The organism is Polynucleobacter sp. SHI8 (assembly GCF_027944005.1).
In the GTDB taxonomy this organism is placed as follows: domain Bacteria; phylum Pseudomonadota; class Gammaproteobacteria; order Burkholderiales; family Burkholderiaceae; genus Polynucleobacter.
Genome location: NZ_AP027204.1, coordinates 1,843,927 through 1,865,218 on the forward strand (window position 1 = coordinate 1,843,927; position 21,292 = coordinate 1,865,218).

Consider the following 21,292-nt stretch of genomic DNA (forward strand, 5'->3'; position numbering starts at 1 on the left):
ACTTGGAGAACATCATGGGCTTACCGGAAATTCGTGTAACAAAAGAAGAAATGCGGGCGCGTGTAGCGTATTTCAAAGATTTAAAAGGGTTTGATACGGGTCTGATTGATAGTGAGTTCCCGTCGGCCTATCGCAAGTTATTCAATGCTGTTGGCTTTCAACCACCAAGAGGTAAAGGTGGCCCTGAAGTTGAGTCGCCAGTGGGTACGAATGCATCAGAAAACTCTGCCATCAAAATCAGTGAGGGTTTTAATATTGGTTTTTGTGAGTGCAAGCCTGGCTTTGGCCCCATGATGCACAATCACGATACGAATGAAACTTTTATCCCAATGACTGGTACATGGCGTTGCTCATGGGAAGTTGATGGTCAAGTAGAGTTTTTTGATGTGGGTCAGTGGGATATCTGTTCTTTTCCTGCCGGTGTTCAACGCCGTTTTGAAAATGTTACTTTTGATGAACCCGACAAAACCCATTGGTTAATGTTTGTGATTGGTGGTGATGCACCAGAGGTCGACTTTAGTGAAAAAGCTAAAGATACGTTAAGAGCTGCTGGACTCCTAAAATAATAATCAACTTGCTTAATATGCTAAAGTCATACCATTCTTGATCGGTGTGTATGACTTCCAAAGTTCGTTTACTCAATAAAAATATTCTTCTTTTAGCGATTTGCCAGGGACTTTATCTCACCAATAATGTGACCTTTTTAGCCATCAATGGTCTAGTTGGCTTTAACTTAACACCAATTCCTTGGATGGCTACCCTTCCCTTGATGGCCTATGTTTTAGGGGCCGCTATCTCAACGATCATTGTTGCCAAAGTTCAAGAAAAATATGGTCGAAAAAAATCGTTCCAATTCGCCTTGCTAGTTGTGATATTTGCATCTTTAGTATGCGCATGCGCTGCCTATAGTAAAAGTTTCATCCTCTTGATTATAGGAACTGCCATTGCTGGCTACTATAGCGCCAATGGCCTTCTCTACCGTTTTGTTGCTCCTGAACTGACTCAACCTAGTTTAAAAGAAAAGGCGGTTTCTATCGTTTTGGCTGGTGGTCTTATTGGGGCTGTTTTGGGACCTAATTTATCTTCTTGGAGTAAAAACATCTTTGATACCCAATTTTTGGGTGCTTATTTGATCTTAGCAATTGCTGGCGTGATGGGTATTTTGATCATGCAACTTATTGACTTTCCGGATGACTATCGAACCAATCAGCCCAGCCATACTGGACGGCCTCTGAAAGAGATTATCTTGCAACCCACTTTTTTAGTTGCCTTAATCTGTGCATCCTTGGGTTATGGAGTCATGAATTTAATGATGGCGGGTACGCCTCTTGCAATGCAGGTTTGTGGCTTTGATTTTCCCAATACAGCTCAAGTGCTTCAATATCACGTCATTGGTATGTTTGCTCCAGGTTTTTTTACAGGCCACCTCGTCAAGCGCTATGGTCCTATACCGATTATGACGATTGGTGCCGCACTCAACTTCATTAGTATTTTTATTATGCTGTCTGGTAGTGATCTGCCACACTTTATTGCTGCTCTATTTTTATTGGGTGTGGCTTGGAATTTTCTGTTTAATGGCTCAACGATTTTGGCAATCTCTTCCTTTAAACCCGAAGAGAAAAATAAGGCTGAAGCTACTATCAATTTTTGCGTTTTTGGCACCATGGCGATCAGCTCATTTAGCTCAGGTGCTTTAGTCACAACCCAAGGATGGCAGTTCTTAAATATCGGCACACTAGTACCAACCGTAATCGTCAGTGGGGCTATTATTTGGCTGGTGATGTATCAAAAACGATTGATCATCAAACTATCTTAATCCCAGCACCTGCTTCAAAATATCCAATCTTCTTCGCTGAGATAAAACCAGCTTGATGCAAGAATTGCAACACCTCATCTTCAACTTCTGGTGCACAAGAAATTAATAATCCTCCACTCGTTTGAGGATCACTCAATAGATTTTTTTGCCACATTGGCAACTCCGCATCAGCGTGAATGTGTTCTACATAACCTTGCCAATTTCTACCAGAAGCACCTGTCACAATATTATCTTGTGCATACTCCAGTGCCTCTTCAATGAAGGGGATGAGATTAAATTGCAGATTAGCCTGTAACTTTGCACCTTGCGCCATCTCTAGGAGATGTCCGGCTAGGCCAAATCCAGTGACGTCAGTCATCGCGTGAACGTGCTGGTTTTCAACTAAAGTCATCCCTGGGGTATTGAGTTGAGTGGTGTAATCAATCAATTTGGCATACGCTTTTTCTGATATCTTTTCTTGTTTAAAAGCCGCACTCAAAATACCAACGCCAATGGGCTTACTCAGAATAATGCTATCGCCAATTTGAGATGTTTTGTTTCTTTTGAATTTCTTCGGATCTACGATACCAATCACAATCAGTCCATAAATAGGCTCTACTGAATCAATTGAATGACCACCTGCTATAGGGATTCCTGCGGCAGCACAAACCGCTTGGCCTCCTGCGGTTATCCGCTGAATTATCTCAATCGGTAATACATTAATGGGCATACCAAGTATCGCAAGCGCAAAAAGTGGTTTAGCACCCATCGCATAGATATCCGAAATTGCATTGCTAGCGGCGATTCGACCAAAGTCAAAGGGGTCATCCACAATCGGCATAAAAAAATCAGTAGTTGCAACGATAGCCTGATGCTCATTGATTTGATAAACAGCCGCATCTTCATTATTCTGATTGCCCGCTAATAGCTGTGGGGCAAAGGTTACAAACGGCGAAAACTGCAATATTTTTGAAAGCACTGCAGGGGCAATTTTGCATCCACAGCCACCACCATGCGACAAAGAGGTTAACCTACCGTTATAAGACATACTATTTTCTCCAAAGGAATCCATGCAAGGATACCACTAGAGTCTAGAGTGTCAAGACGAACTGGTTGCGATTCATGAGAAAATAGAGTTCATGACTATGCACTTTGCTCAATGAAGTCCTCCACTATATCCACTCTAGACGATGACTCTAAATATGATGAGATCATTGATGTGCGAACACCTGCCGAATATGCGCTTGATCATATTCCTGGGGCTGTCAATTTTCCTGTTCTGTCCAATGAAGATCGCGTCATTGTAGGCACCAAATATAAACAAGAATCGTCCTTTGAAGCAAAAAAATTAGGTGCAACGCTCATCGCACGAAACATTGCCAACCATATTGAAACCGAATTTTCTAAGCGCCCTAAAAACTGGCGTCCCCTCATTTATTGTTGGCGGGGTGGTAAGCGCAGTGGCGCCATGGGACATATTCTTCGCCAGATTGGCTGGGATGCTCACGTATTAGAGGGCGGCTATAAAACCTATCGGTCACATGTGCTTCAAAGTCTTCAGGAACTCCCCAAGCAGTTTCAGTTTCGGGTCATTTCAGGGCGGACTGGCAGTGCTAAAAGTCGAGTACTAGAAAATCTCGTCCTTTTAGGATGCCAAGTCTTACACCTTGAAGAACTAGCCAACCATAAAGGTTCAGTTTTGGGAGCTAGTCTCGATTCAGAACAACCTAGTCAAAAATATTTCGAAACTCTCATTAACTCAAGTCTAAAAAAATTTAATCCCAATCAAGTTGTCTTCATCGAAGCTGAAAGCAAAAAGGTGGGTAGTTTACAGGTTCCCGATACTCTAATGGAATGCATCCGCTCAAGTCCTTGTATTCGCATTGACGCCAGTGTAAAAGCCCGTGTAGCCTTCCTTGAAGAGGACTATCGTTATCTCATTGAGCAACCGACTTTTTTATTACAAAAACTACAACATCTCAAAGCGCTTGTAGGTCAAGAACAGTTAAATGTTTGGTATGAACTGATTGCAAAGCGGGATTGGCCAGGGTTAATTCGTTCTCTACTTGAACTGCACTATGACCGCTTATACGATCGTTCGCAATTACGTAATTTTGATAATTACGAAAAAGCCCCTTCGATTCAATCAGATGATCTATCAAAGGCTGGTATTCAAAACATCGCCAGCCAAATTCAGCGCATGATGGATCAATCCAAATAGATTTGGAAGATTCCTTGAGTCCCATTGCGCTGTAATCCACGATCTGCCATTTTCTCAAACAAAGATTTAGCAAGTGCAAGACCTGGCAAGTTCAGATGCATTTGCTCAGCCTCTGCTAAAGCAATCTTAAGATCTTTAATCAAATGCTCCACGTAAAAACCAGGGGCGTAATCACCCACAATCATTTTGGCACCTAATACATTAAGCTGAAATCCAGAGGCTGCACCCCCGCCAATGGACTGCAATACAACTGCGGGATCAAGGCCAACTTTTTTGGCATACGATAAGCCTTCAGCAACTCCCATAATGGTTGAAGCAATCACAATCTGATTACACATTTTGGTATGTTGACCCATACCAGCAGCACCTTGCAAAATAATACTCGTGCCTAGCTTTTGCAGAATAGGCAGAACATGATCAAATACCGCCTTGTCACCACCGACCATAATGGTTAATTTGGCATCTCTTGCCCCAATATCCCCACCGGAAACAGGTGCATCTAAAGAAGCTAAGCCTTTTTTGGCAGCTTCTGTTGCGATTTTTCTGGCTAATGATGGACTCGAGGTTGTCATGTCCACCAAAATAGCGTTATTAGCTGAAGCAATAATACCTTTTTCGCCAAAATATACTTCTTCAACATCGGATGGATAACCAACCATCGTGATGATCATGTTGGAGTGTGCGGCAACTTCTCCTGGGGTATCGAACCACTTAGCACCTTTTGCAACCAGCGCATCCGTTTTAGACTTTGTACGGTTATACAAATTAACTTGATAACCAGCGGCCAATAAATGACCAGCCATATTTTGGCCCATAATCCCAACGCCAACAAATCCAATAGAAACTATATTCGGTAAAGAACTCATATTTTCTCTCTGCATCAATTAATAAACATTTATTTTGCCACACAGATGAGAAACCTCTCTTGCGAAGTTCGCAAGAGAGTTCTTAACAAATATACTAGCCAGCAAGTCCTGGCATCAATTTAAGGGCATTGCCACGTGTGATTTGATTCAAATCTGCGGTATTAAATCCATACTTAATCAATCCCTTGATATTATCTTCACTTGTTCTGTAAGGATAATCAGAGCCAAATAAGACTTGGTCTTTACTCACTAACTGCAATAGCGATGGAATCGTATATTGATTTGCTGCCCATGCCGTATCGTAATAAAAACGCTTTAACTCATGCAAAACACCATTAGGAACTTTTTCTTTTAGCTTCGGATCGATGACTGGCATTTTTTCTAAACGCTCGGTCAGGAATGGTAATGATCCTCCTGCATGTGAAAAGATAAATTTAATATTAGGATTTTTAGCAGCTGTACCAGAGAAAACAATGTCAACAATGGTTCGTGTTGTATCAGTTCCATACTCAACGACAGTCGGTGGCGTATTTGGAATTAAATTATTACAACAGTTGGCGGATGTTGGATGCGTATACAAAATCGCCCCACGACGATTTAACTCTTGCATCACTGGAGCAAACATGGGATGCCCCAACCATTTGTCACCGTAACTGGTTAACAATCCAATACCTTGTGCTTTTAACACATCTAAAGCGTATTCCATTTCTTTTAATGCATCATCCATATTTTTCATGGGGAGCATCGCAAAAGAGCCAAACCGTCCTTTGTGATCACTGCGTAATTTTGCTGCGTACTCATTATTCTCACGGGCCATTTTTTTGCCCAACTCTTCATCTAAAAAGCTAACCTGTGGTGTGGTAGCAGAAAGAATGGAGGTTGCCGTACCAGCGGCATCCATGTCATCTAATGTTTTTTGAACAGACCAATTAATCATCGGTGGCTGGATAACTTTTTTCTCAGCCATGACTGCATTAAGGCCTGGTGAGAAAAAATGATGATGCGTATCAATTCTATTTTTATTGCCAAGAACAGTGGGCTCATTCGTTTGCGCTGGTAATAAAGTACTTGCTCCTAATCCAGCAATACCGCCTAAAAAACCTCTTCTTGAAACAGTACATCCACACAATGGCTTAAACAAAATGGCTCTCCTTGGTTGTTTTTAAAATAATGTATTACCACATTATCACAAAGATGGAGGGTTAAGACCAACTAGTGTAAGTACTTACCTAATCAAGGTAGAGTATCAACTTAGTTTTTGCTTGGAACTGGTTTTTCTAGCTGAATAATTTGTTTTTTTTGAATCGGCTGAAATGCCGGTGGTTTACTTTCTGTTCTTGCGGGTGTTGTTGCAGAAGGAATCGGCTTATCTACCTGTGATGGAACAACTGCGGCAGCTGGTTTTGGAGGAGTCGGAGATTGCTCTTTTACTTTGACCTCAGGTTCGACCTTTGGTTGTTCAGTTATGGGAGGCGCTTTTGGCTCGGGGATAAAGCTTGGTAAATTACTAGGTTTATCAATTTCTTTAATAGCAGGATCAAGCACAGTTGTCTTTAGTTTTCCTTCATTACGAACAGCTTGCTCAGCAGCTTTGTTCAACAAAATAATACTGATGCGGCGATTGATTGGGTTCATTGGATTTTGGGGGTCTAGAAGAACCGCATCTGCTAAACCTGTGACCCTTAACATGTGCTTGGCATCCAATCCCCCAGCCAACAACACCCTTCTTGCAGCATTTGCGCGATCAGCAGAAAGTTCCCAATTGGTATAAGAACCATTATTATTAGTGTATGGCATGCTATCCGTATGACCAGATATGCTAATCGTATTCGGTAAATCATTAAATGTTGGAGCCATCGCCTTAATAATGTCTTGAGCAAAAGCTTGCATTTCCGCACTAGCATTAGCAAACATAGGACGATTGGCTTCGTCAGTAATCAATACACGTAAACCTTCATCAGTTACATCAATTTTTAATTGGCTTTGATACTTTTTTAAACGAGGACTATTATCAATTTGATTGATTAACTTTTCACGTATCGCTTTCATCTTGGCATTTTCTTGTGCCTGCTGAAGTTTGATGGCGGCTTTTTTTTGCGACTCAGTCAATGACTCAAATTTCTTCTCTTCATTTTGTGCTTCATTTTCACCAGGAGGAGCATCAGAACGAGAGGTTTGTCCATCTTTAGAAGTAATGTCCAAGCCCCCCCCCTGAATGACCACCTTGGAGTCACCACTTTTGGAACCGCCTTGCAAGGCAACTTTCAACGGCGTCTTGAAATATTCAGAAATACCATTCAAAGTACCTCCATCGACACTCCCCAATAACCACATGAGCAGAAAGAACGCCATCATCGCTGTTACAAAGTCTGCATACGCAATTTTCCAAGCACCTCCGTGATGGCCACTAGCCACCTTTTTAATGCGCTTAACAATGATCGGACGTTGTAAATCGTCTGCACTCATAATTATTCTGCTTTAGCCCTGCTCTTTGATGCTTTGATTTCAGCTTCTAAATCGGTGAAACTTGGTCTTTCTGTGGAATATAGAACCTTACGTCCAAATTCCACTGCAATGCTTGGAGGATAGCCATTGAGTGATGCTAATAAAGTAACCTTGATACATTGATAGACCTTAGCCTCTTCCTCGGTTTTATTTTCCAGCAGTGTGGATAATGGTCCAACCACCCCGTAGGCTAATAAAATACCTAAAAAAGTACCGACCAAAGCATTAGCAATTAATATACCCAACTCGGCAGGAGGTAAACCTACAGATTCCATTGTATGTACTACCCCCATGACTGCCGCAACAATTCCAAAAGCTGGAAGTCCATCGGCAATTTTGGCGATGGTATGCGCTGGAATTAATGCTTCATGATGATGCGTTTCAATTTCGTTATCCATCAAATTTTCAATTTGAAATGGGTCCATATTTCCAGAAACCATTAAACGCATATAGTCAGTGATAAATTCAATAATATGATGATCACCTAAAATCAATGGATACTTTTTAAAAACTTCACTTTCTTCTGGATTATCCACATCCTTTTCGATCGCAATCATTCCTTCAGCTCGGATTTTCGACAAAATACCATACAACAAGAGAATCAATTCTAAATAGAGCGCTTTATTAAACTTAGAGCCTTTAAAACAAGTGCCAAATCCCTTCAAAGTTGCTTTGACTGTGTTCCCAGTATTACTAACGAGAAAAGCACCTAGTCCAGCTCCGCCAATCATCAACAACTCAACTGGTTGGAATAAAGAACCTAAGTGCCCTCCAGCAATAGCAAATCCTCCAAAAACACATCCAAAAACTACTATGTATCCAATGATGACAAACATTTGGAAATCCCTTTATTCAATAAGTATTTTGAAATTGACGATGAACCATTGCTTTTATAATCCACATTAAATCTATCTACGACTCATTTCAGTTATTCTAAAGAATGACTTGGTAACGATTCTTTAATCCGATAAAAATTTCTAATAATGTCACCTCTGGTAACAATACCTACAGGAGCGTGATTCTCATCAACGATCGGTATACAACCAATTCTGACAGTATTAAATAACTCAATTGCCTCAGCTACTGATGCTTGCAGATTTAAAAACTTTGGATTTCGCGTCACGATGTGAATGACACGTTGATTAAGTGTTGCTAAATCACGCGTGGTGTACACATTTGAATTGAGATAAGGGCTAATATTCTTGAGAAGGTCCCTCTCACTGACAATCCCTATGAGTTCACCCTCTTCAATCACAATCAGATGCCGAATATCATTTGAGTCAAAAATATCTTTTACATCTTTTAAAAAATCATCCAATGTGACACTTTTAATGGGGGATGACATAATTTCTGAGATATTCATAATGCTCCAGTAATATTTTTGTTGGAATGTAATGTTGAGTAGACATAAAGAGACTCACCATTAGCCAGTGGAATCGTTTGCAAATTTGGCAGTGCCTCTTCAGGCCAGGCAAACATATAACTGATGATTTGCGCTTTTGGCTGTAATTCTTGCTCTGCTTTTGCATATAAAGATGGCATAGCTGCTGGAGATAAAAATGCAAAAATCAGATCATATTGCGAAAAGTCTTCATTCTCGTAATTTTTTCTGTAAAAAGAACAGTTGGCACGTTCTAGTTTCGACAGCACCATGCTAGCCAACCAAGGAATGGGGGCAGTTTCAAGTCCCAGACATTGAACATGCGCATGATGCTTAGATATGTAGCGTGAAAACCCACCTAAACCACTGCCGATTTCAAGCACACGACACAGTTGCTGATCTGGTAGTAGCTTGGCAACAGCCTCCCAAACGAGTTGATTTGATGGATAATACGGTACGCGCGTAACGAGAGTATTCCAATATAAGCCCAACATGGCTATCAATGCCAAGAAATACAACCATCCTGGAAGATGCAAACTATAAAAGATCAAGATCGTGAGCGCAAAGCAAGAATTGATTCTTTGCCACCAAATGGGTAAATGGATCACATAACTCATCACACCAGCCATGAGCCCAATCGATAAAGCCATATAAATGAAGTGCTTGTCTTGATTCGCATTTTCCCAAAATGGAGAAATCATCAAACTGAACATGGTTGCGAGGACTAATAAACTCAAAGATACCCACTGTGGATATTTCTGGACAACATCTTTCTTGATGAACAGAGTTGAAGTTGTGTTCATCGGCGTTATGTTAGGTAGATGTTTTGGATTGCTTTTCAGCTAAATTCGCATCAATCACTTTTTGCGTTTTACCGGCTCTAGAAGGAACATCACATAGACCGCAGATATATTGACGTGTCATGAGTGGTTGCGCAACATAATCACCTTTACAGGTTTTACATTTAGCCGTTACTAACATATTGCTACTCATAAAGCGCATAAGAGTCCACGCTCTTGTAAGAGATAGTACTGGTTCTTCACCCTCTTCAGGGGGTAACTGCTCTAAATACAATTTGTAAGATTTTAAAATCAGTTGGATACCCTCAAGTGGGGTATTTTGTTCTAACTGCTTGAAAATGCCCAGAAATAATGAAGAATGAATATTTGGCTGCCAGGTTAAAAACCAATCAGTTGAAAACGGCAACATCCCCTTAGGAGGGGAAACGCCACGTAATTCTTTGTAGAGTTTGACGAGTCGGTCACGGGAGAGCGCCGTTTCCGATTCTAAAAGTTGCAACCGCGCGCCTAATTGAATCAGCTCGATTGCGAGTTGTATATCTTTAGACTCATCTAAGATACTTTTATTTTTCTTATTCATGCGCCTATTTCTTTGAGTTGTTTCTCAAAGGATACTGTTGGTTTACGACAGTTTTAGAATTGCTAATTAAGCAAACTCTTCCACTGGTTGGCTAGCCAACAAAATCGCAGCGTGCGCTTTTGACTGAAAGCTCTCTTTATTGTCATGTGTCAACATGCCAAGAATTGCGCTATCATCAAAACGAAAACGTGTGAGCATCGTCACGTTCGCAGCTAATTTCATGGTTTGAGATGTTGTCAAGCTTGAAATCAACTGGGCAACTTTATCGCTAATACCTAAACGATAGATGGCAGTTGGTAAGTCTTGACGAATCATTTGCTGAGCTAATAACAAGTATTGCAAATTAGCGTCGCGGATCTCGGATAATATTTCATCTGTATTCATTTTGGCTCCCTTTAAATAAATTCAATATGAACTTAACTTGAAGCCATTGTGAAGCTTATAAAAAGTTTCAACAATTAGACAAATGATGTTTTTAATAACAGTTATTCCATGCATAAAGTTACAGAATTCGTCTTACACGAATTCAACCAAACCAACAAGGAATAAAAAAAATCTATACAAATCAAACTCATGAAAGATAAAGGGAGTTACATTTCATTAGCCTGTACATGGTTAACGACTACACCTTTGCAAACTTTAGGAAAAAAATTAAAAAAAATAAAAGAGGCCAAAAATACCCTCAATTCATCGCTTTGGACCCCTCTGGATACCCTATTTGGCGTCTACTCGTAATTACAATTATTGAATGAATCCATAAGTTATTGAATTTATTAAATATTTAAAATTACGTTTTTAACTGCTTTTTTAGCAAATCGGAAATTAAACCGTTTTTAGGAAACTTTAGCCCCCTTGCGTAAATTTATTCTTCTTAAGGATTTTTATTTCGCATCGTTAACAGGAATATCACTGCGGCGAATGCAACACAACAGACCACAGGAATGTTTTAACTAACTAATTAACTAAATATTTAAGGAGTAGTAAAAATGGCATCTATTATCAACACAAACATTACCTCCCTTGTTGCTCAAAATAACTTGAGCATGACACAAGCTACTTTACAAACAACGATTGAGCGCTTGTCTTCAGGCTTACGTGTTAACTCAGCGGCAGATGATGCTTCTGGTTACGCAATTGCAAACCGTATGGATGCTCAAATCCGCGGTATGGCTGTAGCAACACGCAATGCCAATGACGGTATCTCATTTTCACAAACAGTGACTGGTGCTCTTTCACAGATCTCTAATAACTTACAGCGTATGCGTGAACTTGCTGTGCAAGCAGCTAACGGCTCAAACTCTGCTTCAGATACAGCTTTACTGAACCAAGAATTTAACCAGCTCCAAACTGAAGTTGCGCGTATTCAGTCAAGCACAAGTTTTAATAATGTGAACGTATTCCAGGCAAATGATATTGTGTTCCAAGTAGGTGCAAATACTACTTCTGGTGACCGTGTCAACATGCAAGGTTCACCTTTGAACAATACTCAAACATTAGGCACACAAACGATTACTGATCGTGGAATATTATCTGCAGGTGCAGATATCAGTGCCGCTCTCGCTGCTGCTAGTGCAATCTCTGGAGCTTCGGTTACAAGTCTTCAAAATGCTGCAATTGACGCGATTAACTCAAGTCAAAAAATTTCATTCGCAGTTAAAAATGATCTTTTAAATCAAGTTAATACATCTGCAGCAGTTGGTGGCCAAACATTAGCTGGTTTATATACTGCTCTTGTGACAACAACTGCAACTAATATTATTGGAACAGCCGGAGGTATTGATGCAACACCAGTTGGAACGGCTGCAACAGCAGCTTCAGGCCAAACATTAGCGCTTTCTGCAATCTCTGCAATTGACAATGCTTTAACTGAGGTTAATACAGCAAGTGCAACTCAAGGTGCTTTACAAAATAGATTCTCGGCAGTGATCAGTAACTTAACTGCTTTCTCACAAAGCCAAACAGCTGCGAAGAGCCGTATCGTCGATGCTGACTTTGCTGCAGAAACTGCGAAGTTATCGAAGAACCAGATCCTACAACAAGCTGGTACTGCAATGCTTGCTCAAGCTAATCAGCTACCTTCCGGAATCCTTTCTTTACTCAAGAATGGCTAATTAAAAAACTAAACTCTTAGGTCATTTAGGGGAGACTTGTCTCCCCTTTTTTATTTTTGATCGTTCTGTTTGCTCTAAACCATTCTGTAATTGATTTTAGAAAAACTTGATAGCAAATAAAAAAAATATAGTGATAAAGAATTTTTTGAACTACACGTTAATAGATATATAACTGCGGCGATTAAGTAACTTCAATAGACTGCAGAAATGTTTTAACTAACTAATTAACTAAATATCTAAGGAGTAGTAAAAATGGCATCTATTATCAACACAAACATTACCTCACTTGTTGCTCAAAATAACTTGAGCATGACACAGGCAAAATTACAAACAACGATTGAGCGCTTATCTTCAGGCTTACGTGTGAACTCAGCAGCAGATGATGCTTCTGGTTACGCAATTGCAAACCGTATGGATGCTCAAATCCGCGGTATGGCTGTTGCAACACGCAATGCTAATGACGGTATCTCATTTTCACAAACTGTTACTGGTGCTCTTTCACAGATCTCTAATAACTTACAACGCATGCGTGAACTCGCTGTTCAAGCAGCTAACGGCTCAAACTCTGGCTCAGATACCGCTTTACTGAACCAAGAATTTAACCAACTGCAAACTGAAGTTGCGCGTATTCAGTCAAGTACTAACTTCAATAATGTGAATGTGTTCCAGGCGAATGATATTGTGTTCCAAGTAGGCGCTAATACGACTTCAGGTGACCGCGTCAACATGCAAGGTTCACCACTCACAAGCACACAAGCTATGGGTACTCAAACCATTACTGATCGCACAGCAACTACAGCTGGTGCTGATATTGCAGCTGCGATTACTACAGCAAGTGCAACAGCAGCTTCACTCACAGGAAATGATGCTGCAAAAATTGCATTTATGAATAACTCTATTATCGATGCAATTAATTCAAGTCAGAAATTATCTTTTGAAGCAAAGGCCGATGCTTTAAACACACTGACTGCAATTAATAATGCATATGGTAGTGCCGGTGTTGATCCTGCTGCAACTGCTCTTACCGGTGCAAACCTTGCAAACTTTGTTACAGATATACAAAAAGTTGTTGGCTCAGGAGCTGCAGTTGCAACACCTTTAACTCTAACAGTGCAACTAACAGCAAATGCAGCTACAACTAGCACCTTCGCTCCAGACAGCACACCGAATAGTCCAACAAACCCAGTGACCCAGACGACTGGTGCGAAAATTCTAAAAGTGAACGTTCAAATAGCTTCAGTAGGACTTGCCGGTTCGCCAGGTACACTCCTCGCCACACAAACTGCTGCTTCTGGACAATCACTCGCATTAAGTGCAATTGCTTCTATCGACAATGCTTTGACTGAAGTCAATACAGCAAGTGCTACACAAGGTGCTTTGCAAAATAGATTCTCAGCAGTCATTAGTAACTTAACAGCTTTCTCACAAAGCCAAACAGCTGCGAAAAGCCGTATCGTGGATGCTGACTTTGCTGCAGAAACTGCGAAGTTATCGAAGAACCAGATCCTATCTCAAGCTGGTACTGCAATGCTTGCTCAAGCAAATCAGCTACCTTCCGGAATCCTTTCTTTACTCAAGAACGGCTAATTTATAACTGCAGTACGTGGATAAGAGGGGGAGGGATACCCCCTCTATCTAAAAAAGCAAACGAGTAAATAGGTATTTTATTTTTAAGATGAAATACCTATTTATTGGGCAGTAGGTCAATTGAGAAAAAACTTTCTTGGATCAATGAATCATCAAGTTACAGGAAAAACTCACCCTCAACATGTAGCCAATAAGTAGATGTACGTTGCAATGATCGAATCATGATGAATCGCTTTTCTAAGTATGAAATGCTGATTCATTAGATTTTTAAATTGATAAAAGAACGCCTGATTGAAAAAGTATTTCTTTAAGGTGCTGGAGGAATTCACCCCAATTATCAATCGATCAAACAAGAGTCAAATTTGTATGTATTTTTATGTTTTAAATATTAACTGTATCAAGGTTTTTTATAAACGTTCGTTAAAGATATTAACAGAAGTCAATTTAGCCTTTAAATAAACCAATTAAAGGTAAATCGATCAAGTGAAATTTAACTAAATTTACTAACTCTTAGGAGGTTTAAAATGCCATCAATAATTAATACCAACATCACATCTCTGATTGCTCAGAATAATCTGACCAAAACAGGCGATATGTTACAAACAACCATTCAACGTTTATCTTCTGGCTTACGTGTGAACAATGCTGCTGATGATGCTTCTGGTTTTGCGATTGCAAACCGTATGGATTCGCAAATCCGCGGTATGGCTGTAGCCACTCGTAATGCTAACGATGCGATTTCATTCTCACAAACAACTTCTGGCGCTTTAACTCAGATCTCAAATAACTTGCAGCGTATGCGTGAACTTGCTGTTCAAGCTGCTAACGGCTCTAACTCTGCTTCAGATACCTCTTTACTGAACCAAGAATTTAGCCAGTTGCAAACTGAAGTTTCTCGTATTCAAGGCAGCACAACGTTCAACAACGTGAGCGTCTTTACTGCTTCAGATACAGTATTCCAGATTGGTGCTAACACAACTGCAAACGATCGTGTAAATATGCAGGGTACTGCTTTGACATCGACGATGTCTTTAGGCACACAAACGATTACTGATCGTGTAGCAGGAACTGCAGGTGCTGATATCTCTGCAGCACTATTAGTAGCAAGTACTTATGCAAATAGCTCAGTTGCAGCAGGTAGCGCTCAGGTTAGTTACTTACAAAATGCTGCAATTGATGCAATTAACGGCAGCCAGAAGATTTCATTCTCGACTAAAAATGATATGCTAAACGCCTTAAATGCTGGCGTTACCGCTAACCCAGCAGCTCTCGGAGCACTCTTTACTGCATTAACAACTGCAACGGCATACGGTATTACTGGTACTGGTACTGGCGGAGCTGTGACAGCTACTGAAAATACTGCATTAGTTGCAGCACAAACAGCTTCTGGTGGACAATCAAACGCTCTTTCAGCAATTACAGCTCTTGATAGTGCCTTAACTGAAGTTAATACAGCAAGTGCAGTTCAAGGTGCTTTACAAAATAGATTCTCAGCAGTGATCAGTAACTTAACTGCTTTCTCACAAAGCCAAACAGCTGCGAAGAGCCGTATCGTCGATGCTGACTTTGCTGCAGAAACTGCAAAGTTATCGAAGAACCAGATCTTGCAACAAGCTGGTACTGCAATGCTTGCTCAAGCGAACCAGTTACCTTCAGGCGTACTTTCTTTACTCAAGTAATAACAGAATCCTTAGTAGTTAGTTGACAGGGGCCTTCGGGCCCCTTTTTTAAAACAATGAACTAAGGTCATTTAAGTATTTAAATTAATTATTTAATCATTTTTTTACTTAAGTTATTTTTAATTTGTTCGTTATAAGTAATAACTGCAGTCATGTTTGCCTTCTATTTAAATGATTAAGAAGTTAAGCAGACCAGGTTTAAAAAAACAATTTTTCTCTTAGGAGGTTTACCATGCCGTCGATTATTAATACCAACATCACATCGCTGATTGCACAGAACAATCTGACCAAAACTGGCGATGCTTTACAAACAACGATTCAACGTTTATCTTCTGGCTTACGCGTTAACAATGCTGCTGATGATGCTTCTGGTTTTGCGATTGCAAACCGTATGGATGCTCAAATCCGCGGTATGGCTGTAGCCACTCGTAACGCTAACGATGCAATCTCATTCTCACAAACAGCTTCTGGCGCTCTTTCACAGATCTCCAATAACTTGCAGCGTATGCGTGAACTCGCTGTCCAGGCAGCCAACGGATCTAACTCTGCTTCAGATACTTCTTTACTGAACCAAGAATTTAGCCAGTTGCAAACTGAAGTTTCTCGTATTCAAGGCAGCACAACGTTCAACAACGTTAGCGTCTTTACTGCATCCGATACAGTATTCCAGATTGGTGCGAACACAACTGCAAACGATCGTGTAAACATGCAGGGTACTGCTTTGACAACCACAATGTCTTTAGGTACTCAATCCATTACTGATCGTACAGCAACTACAGCACAGGCCGATATTGCTGCTGCAATTGCCACTGCTAGTGCTTATGCAAATAGCTCCATTAGTGGTGCTTCGAATCAAATTAGTTATATGCAAAACGCAATTATCGATGCAATTAATGGTAGCCAAAAATTATCTTTTACTGCTAAGTCCGATGCGCTCGGTACATTGTCAACCTTATCAAATGCCTACAGTCAAACAGGTACAGTTGGGGCTACACTTGCAGCATTTGTAACTGATTCAGGTGCAGCTTTTGCCTCAACAACGCCAGCCACACCGATTACACTCACCATCACAAGTACTGGTGGTACGGTCGGTAACGTTTATACCCCTGATGCAAATGGGAGTAGCACTAAATTTATCAAGTTCTCATCTGCTACAGCAATTCAATTAACACTTGGTGCTGGTGCTGTTGCAAACGGAACTGGTGCAGGACAATTAAGTGCAACTCAAACAGCTTCTGGTGGACAATCAAACGCTCTTTCAGCAATTACAGCTCTTGATAGTGCCTTAACTGAAGTTAATACAGCAAGTGCAGTTCAAGGTGCTTTGCAAAATAGATTCTCAGCGGTGATTAGTAACTTAACTGCTTTCTCACAAAGCCAAACAGCTGCGAAGAGCCGTATCGTTGATGCTGACTTTGCTGCAGAAACTGCAAAGTTATCGAAGAACCAGATCTTGCAACAAGCTGGTACTGCAATGCTTGCTCAAGCGAACCAGTTACCTTCAGGCGTACTTTCTTTACTCAAGTAATAACAGAATCCTTAGTAGTTAGTTGACAGGGGCCTTCGGGCCCCTTTTTTAAAACAATGAACTAAGGTCATTTAAGTATTTAAATTAATTATTTAATCATTTTTTTACTTAAGTTATTTTTAATTTGTTCGTTATAAGTAATAACTGCAGTCATGTTTGCCTTCTATTTAAATGATTAAGAAGTTAAGCAGACTAGGTTTAAAAAAACAATTTTTCTCTTAGGATGTTTACCATGCCGTCAATAATTAATACCAACATCACATCGCTGATTGCACAGAACAATCTGACCAAAACTGGCGATGCTTTACAAACAACGATTCAACGTTTATCTTCTGGCTTACGCGTTAACAATGCTGCTGATGATGCTTCTGGTTTTGCGATTGCAAACCGTATGGATGCGCAAATCCGCGGTATGGCTGTAGCCACTCGTAACGCTAACGATGCAATCTCATTCTCACAAACAGCTTCTGGCGCTCTTTCACAGATCTCCAATAACTTGCAGCGTATGCGTGAACTCGCTGTCCAGGCAGCCAACGGCTCTAACTCTGCTTCAGATACTTCTTTACTGAACCAAGAATTTAGCCAGTTGCAAACTGAAGTTTCTCGTATTCAAGGCAGCACAACGTTCAACAACGTGAGCGTCTTTACTGCTTCAGATACAGTATTCCAGATTGGTGCGAACACAACTGCAAACGATCGTGTAAATATGCAGGGTACTTCTTTGACATCGACGATGTCCCTAGGTACTCAAACCATTACTGATCGTACTAACATTACTGGCGGGGCTGATATTGCTGCGGCATTATTAGCAGCAAGTTCAACAGCAAACGCACTCTCTGGCACAGCCAATCAGATTAGCTTCTTACAAAATGCTGCAATTGATGCAATTAACGGCAGCCAGAAGATTTCATTTGCGACAAAAGGCAATATGTTAACTGCTGTCACAAACGGCGTTAATAACTCTGCAACACTGACCGCTCTATTTACTAATTTAAACACTGCCACTGCTTATGGCATTATTGGTACAGGTACCGGTGGCCCAGTTACTGCAACGGATAATACTTCGTTAACTGCTGCTCAAACTACTGCTTCTGGTCAGTCTTTAGCCTTATCCGCAATTACCGCACTTGATAATGCCTTAACTGAAGTTAATACAGCAAGTGCAGTTCAAGGTGCTTTGCAAAATAGATTCTCAGCAGTGATCAGTAACTTAACTGCTTTCTCACAAAGCCAAACAGCTGCGAGGAGCCGTATCGTCGATGCTGACTTTGCTGCAGAAACTGCGATGTTATCGAAGAACCAGATCTTGCAACAAGCTGGTACTGCAATGCTTGCTCAAGCTAACCAGTTACCTTCAGGCGTACTTTCTTTACTCAAATAATTTAATTTTCTCTTAGGAGGTTTACCATGCCGTCGATTATTAATACCAACATCACATCGCTGATTGCACAGAACAATCTGACCAAAACTGGCGATGCTTTACAAACAACGATTCAACGTTTATCTTCTGGCTTACGTGTGAACAATGCTGCTGATGATGCTTCTGGTTTTGCAATTGCAAACCGTATGGATGCGCAAATCCGCGGTATGGCTGTAGCCACACGTAATGCAAACGATGCGATCTCTTTTTCACAAACAGCTTCTGGCGCTCTTTCACAGATCTCCAATAACTTGCAGCGTATGCGTGAACTTGCTGTTCAAGCTGCTAACGGCTCTAACTCTGCTTCAGATACCTCTTTACTGAACCAAGAATTTAGCCAGTTGCAAACTGAAGTTTCTCGTATTCAAGGCAGCACAACGTTCAACAACGTGAGCGTCTTTACTGCTTCAGATACAGTATTCCAGATTGGTGCGAACACAACTGCTAATGACCGTGTCAATATGCAGGGTACTGCTTTGACAACAACAATGTCCTTAGGTACTCAAACCATTACTGATCGTGCGGCAACCACAGCTCAAAATGATATTAGTACTGCTCTTGCAGCCGCTAGTGCATACGCTACAGCAGGTAATGGATTTTCAACAGATTCCGCCAGAATTAATTACATCAGTAATGCTGCTATTGGTGCTATTTTAGGTAGCCAAAAACTATCTTTTGCTGCTGAAAATGATGCCATCAATACACTGAATGCAATTACGAGCGCTTATAACAGTTCTGGAGTTACAACTGTAAGTGCCACATCAGCAAACTACTTTACAGATATTTCAAAGGTAGTTGGTGCAACTGCCGCGGCGGGTCCAATAACTTTATCAGTATTGTTACCAAGTGCTTGGGGTGGTGCGACTGGAGCAACCTATCAGGCGGATTCATTAGGAACCAACCCTGTAACTTACACGAATGCTTCTCAATCATTAAAAATTAACGTCAATGCGATATCCGTTGGAGCGACTGGTACAGCAGGTACTTTATTAGCCACACAAACTGCTACTTCTGGTCAGTCTTTAGCTTTGTCAGCAATCAGCGCAATTGACAATGCTTTAACTGAAGTCAATACAGCCAGTGCAACCCAAGGTGCTTTGCAAAATAGATTCTCAGCAGTCATTAGTAACTTAACAGCTTTCTCACAAAGCCAAACAGCTGCGAAAAGCCGTATCGTGGATGCTGACTTTGCTGCAGAAACTGCGAAGTTATCAAAGAATCAAATCTTGCAACAGGCTGGTACTGCAATGCTTGCTCAAGCGAACCAGTTGCCTTCTAGCGTACTTTCTTTACTTAAGTAATATCAGAATCCTTAGTAGTTAGTTGATAGGGGTCTTCGGACCCCTTTTTTTAAAAGCCTATTTTTTATTTTTTTAATTTAAATTTAAATTTGACATAACTAATGAATGTACTAATGAATATCTAGAGAAATTGATCATACCATCAGTGATTAACACAAATATCTCCTCAATTATTGCTCAAAGTAATTTAACAAAAACGAGCGATGCACTTCAAGTGAACATTGAACGCTTGTCTTCTGGCTTACGTGTGAACAATGCTGCTGATGATGCTTCTGGTTTTGCAATTGCAAACCGTATGGATGCGCAAATCCGCGGTATGGCTGTAGCCACACGTAATGCAAACGATGCGATCTCTTTTTCACAAACAGCTTCTGGCGCTCTTTCACAGATCTCCAATAACTTGCAGCGTATGCGTGAACTTGCTGTTCAAGCTGCTAACGGCTCTAACTCTGCTTCAGATACCTCTTTACTGAACCAAGAATTTAGCCAGTTGCAAACTGAAGTTTCTCGTATTCAAGGCAGCACAACGTTCAACAACGTGAGCGTCTTTACTGCTTCAGATACAGTATTCCAGATTGGTGCGAACACAACTGCTAATGACCGTGTCAATATTCAGGGTACTGCACTAAATAGCACCAAGGCATTAGTTAGCAAAACAATAACGGATGGCACAACCACAAACACCGCCAGTGATATCAATGATGCAATCAATGCCGCTAATTCCATTGCCGCAGGAAGTGAATCCAATAAGATTAACTTTATGTACAACACAATTACAGATGCCATTAACTCCAGTCAAAAACTATCATTAAGTTCAAAGGATGCCGCACTCTACAAACTTGAAAACTTGAAAAATGCATACTTTAGTGCATCTGTCCGACAATCCACAGTAAGTCTGGCACTTTTTGTAAATGATGCTCGAAATATTTTTGTTGTACAACGTAATCCAGGGACTTGGACTAGTCTTGCAGTTAAATCTTATTTAACGACAGGCAATGTACCTGAGGCGCCCAATGTACGTATTTGGGCTACTGATGGCAGTTCTGAGATATTAAATGGTGTTGAAGCGGGCATTGGTATCGGATGCCTGAATCAAGCGGCCGCAAGCTCCATCACCACTGGACAATCTAATGCGCTATCTACCATAGCGGCGATTGATTTAGCTCTAACAGAAGTTAATACAGCAAATGCCCAACACGGCGCAGTACAAAATAGATTATCAGCCGTTATTAGTAACCTAACAGCTTTCTCACAAAGTCAGATAGCCGCCAAGAGCAGAATTGTTGATGCCGACTTTGCTACAGAAATTGCCAAGCTTTCCTCAAATTCAATCTTGCAGCAATCTGGGTCTGCCATGCTCACTAAAGCTAATCAATCATCTTCTAACGTACTTGCATTACTCAAAGGACTATAAGCCCTATCCATCAATATGATTTGAAAGAGACCTACGGGTCTCTTTTTTTATTTTTAGACTTCTTTATATGTTCATCTCGAATAATCTTTTAATGCGACTTAACT

At 40.7% G+C, this 21,292-nt stretch carries 19 protein-coding genes; 10 read left to right on the top strand and 9 right to left on the bottom strand.

All coding sequences use genetic code 11. The features are described 5' to 3' along the window. Positions 1-14: 14 nt before the first annotated feature. The gene (locus QMN06_RS09265; RefSeq protein WP_281969837.1) at positions 15-566 is read left to right on the top strand and encodes a cupin domain-containing protein; all 552 of its coding nucleotides are present in this window, start codon (positions 15-17) and stop codon (positions 564-566) included. Positions 567-616: 50 nt separating this feature from the next. After that, on the top strand, positions 617-1,816 hold the full coding sequence (locus QMN06_RS09270; RefSeq protein ID WP_281969838.1) for an MFS transporter: 1,200 nt from the start codon (positions 617-619) through the stop codon (positions 1,814-1,816). Here QMN06_RS09270 and selD read toward each other — a convergent pair. Beyond that, entirely contained in the window at positions 1,803-2,867 is a 1,065-nt protein-coding gene (gene selD, locus QMN06_RS09275) for a selenide, water dikinase SelD (protein WP_281969839.1), read from the bottom strand. The two genes, QMN06_RS09270 and selD, sit on opposite strands and share 14 nt — an antisense overlap. An 87-nt stretch (positions 2,868-2,954) precedes the next feature. On the opposite strand from selD, the gene mnmH reads away from it, so the two are divergent. Then, a complete protein-coding gene (gene mnmH / locus QMN06_RS09280; RefSeq protein ID WP_281969840.1) occupies positions 2,955-4,016 on the top strand; it encodes a tRNA 2-selenouridine(34) synthase MnmH in 1,062 nt (353 codons plus the stop codon). Here the strand turns inward: mnmH and QMN06_RS09285 are convergent. The 8 genes from QMN06_RS09285 to flhD form a co-directional block, all read right to left on the bottom strand. Further along, positions 4,004-4,882 (bottom strand): NAD(P)-dependent oxidoreductase, encoded by an 879-nt coding sequence (locus QMN06_RS09285; protein ID WP_281969841.1) that lies wholly within the window; start codon positions 4,880-4,882, stop codon positions 4,004-4,006. The genes mnmH and QMN06_RS09285 overlap by 13 nt on opposite strands. A 94-nt stretch (positions 4,883-4,976) precedes the next feature. Then, on the bottom strand, positions 4,977-6,023 hold the full coding sequence (locus QMN06_RS09290; RefSeq protein ID WP_281969842.1) for an amidohydrolase family protein: 1,047 nt from the start codon (positions 6,021-6,023) through the stop codon (positions 4,977-4,979). Between the two features lie 110 nt (positions 6,024-6,133). Further along, the gene (motB, locus tag QMN06_RS09295; protein WP_281969843.1) at positions 6,134-7,348 is read right to left on the bottom strand and encodes a flagellar motor protein MotB; all 1,215 of its coding nucleotides are present in this window, start codon (positions 7,346-7,348) and stop codon (positions 6,134-6,136) included. A gap of 2 nt (positions 7,349-7,350) precedes the next feature. Further along, positions 7,351-8,223: a flagellar motor stator protein MotA gene (motA, locus tag QMN06_RS09300; RefSeq protein ID WP_281969844.1), complete on the bottom strand. Its 873-nt coding sequence runs from the start codon at positions 8,221-8,223 to the stop codon at positions 7,351-7,353. 92 nt (positions 8,224-8,315) lie between these two features. After that, positions 8,316-8,750 (bottom strand): CBS domain-containing protein, encoded by a 435-nt coding sequence (locus QMN06_RS09305; protein ID WP_281969845.1) that lies wholly within the window; start codon positions 8,748-8,750, stop codon positions 8,316-8,318. Then, entirely contained in the window at positions 8,747-9,571 is an 825-nt protein-coding gene (locus tag QMN06_RS09310; RefSeq protein ID WP_281969846.1) for a class I SAM-dependent methyltransferase, read from the bottom strand. Before QMN06_RS09310 ends, QMN06_RS09305 begins: the two co-directional genes overlap by 4 nt. 10 nt (positions 9,572-9,581) lie before the next feature. Next, positions 9,582-10,148, bottom strand: coding sequence for a flagellar transcriptional regulator FlhC (flhC, locus tag QMN06_RS09315; RefSeq protein WP_281969847.1), 567 nt, complete (start codon positions 10,146-10,148; stop codon positions 9,582-9,584). Between the two features lie 66 nt (positions 10,149-10,214). Beyond that, the gene (gene flhD / locus QMN06_RS09320) at positions 10,215-10,532 is read right to left on the bottom strand and encodes a flagellar transcriptional regulator FlhD (RefSeq protein WP_281969848.1); all 318 of its coding nucleotides are present in this window, start codon (positions 10,530-10,532) and stop codon (positions 10,215-10,217) included. Positions 10,533-11,134: 602 nt separating this feature from the next. Between flhD and QMN06_RS09325 the strand changes: the two genes are divergently transcribed. The 7 genes from QMN06_RS09325 to QMN06_RS09355 all read left to right on the top strand — a co-directional run bounded on the left by QMN06_RS09325 (position 11,135) and on the right by QMN06_RS09355 (position 21,188). Further along, positions 11,135-12,259 carry a flagellin gene (locus QMN06_RS09325; RefSeq protein WP_281969849.1) on the top strand — a complete coding sequence of 375 codons (1,125 nt, stop codon included), beginning with the start codon at positions 11,135-11,137 and terminating at the stop codon, positions 12,257-12,259. Between the two features lie 252 nt (positions 12,260-12,511). Continuing rightward, a complete protein-coding gene (locus tag QMN06_RS09330; protein ID WP_281969850.1) occupies positions 12,512-13,846 on the top strand; it encodes a flagellin in 1,335 nt (444 codons plus the stop codon). Between the two features lie 524 nt (positions 13,847-14,370). Then, the gene (locus tag QMN06_RS09335) at positions 14,371-15,525 is read left to right on the top strand and encodes a flagellin (protein WP_281969851.1); all 1,155 of its coding nucleotides are present in this window, start codon (positions 14,371-14,373) and stop codon (positions 15,523-15,525) included. Between the two features lie 232 nt (positions 15,526-15,757). Beyond that, entirely contained in the window at positions 15,758-17,053 is a 1,296-nt protein-coding gene (locus tag QMN06_RS09340; RefSeq protein WP_281969852.1) for a flagellin, read from the top strand. A 232-nt stretch (positions 17,054-17,285) separates the two neighbouring features. Then, positions 17,286-18,434, top strand: a complete 1,149-nt coding sequence (locus QMN06_RS09345) for a flagellin (RefSeq protein WP_281969853.1) — start codon at positions 17,286-17,288, stop codon at positions 18,432-18,434. A gap of 26 nt (positions 18,435-18,460) precedes the next feature. After that, positions 18,461-19,774: a flagellin gene (locus QMN06_RS09350; protein WP_281969854.1), complete on the top strand. Its 1,314-nt coding sequence runs from the start codon at positions 18,461-18,463 to the stop codon at positions 19,772-19,774. A gap of 130 nt (positions 19,775-19,904) precedes the next feature. Next, positions 19,905-21,188 carry a flagellin gene (locus QMN06_RS09355; protein WP_281969855.1) on the top strand — a complete coding sequence of 428 codons (1,284 nt, stop codon included), beginning with the start codon at positions 19,905-19,907 and terminating at the stop codon, positions 21,186-21,188. The last annotated feature ends 104 nt before the right edge of the window (positions 21,189-21,292 follow it).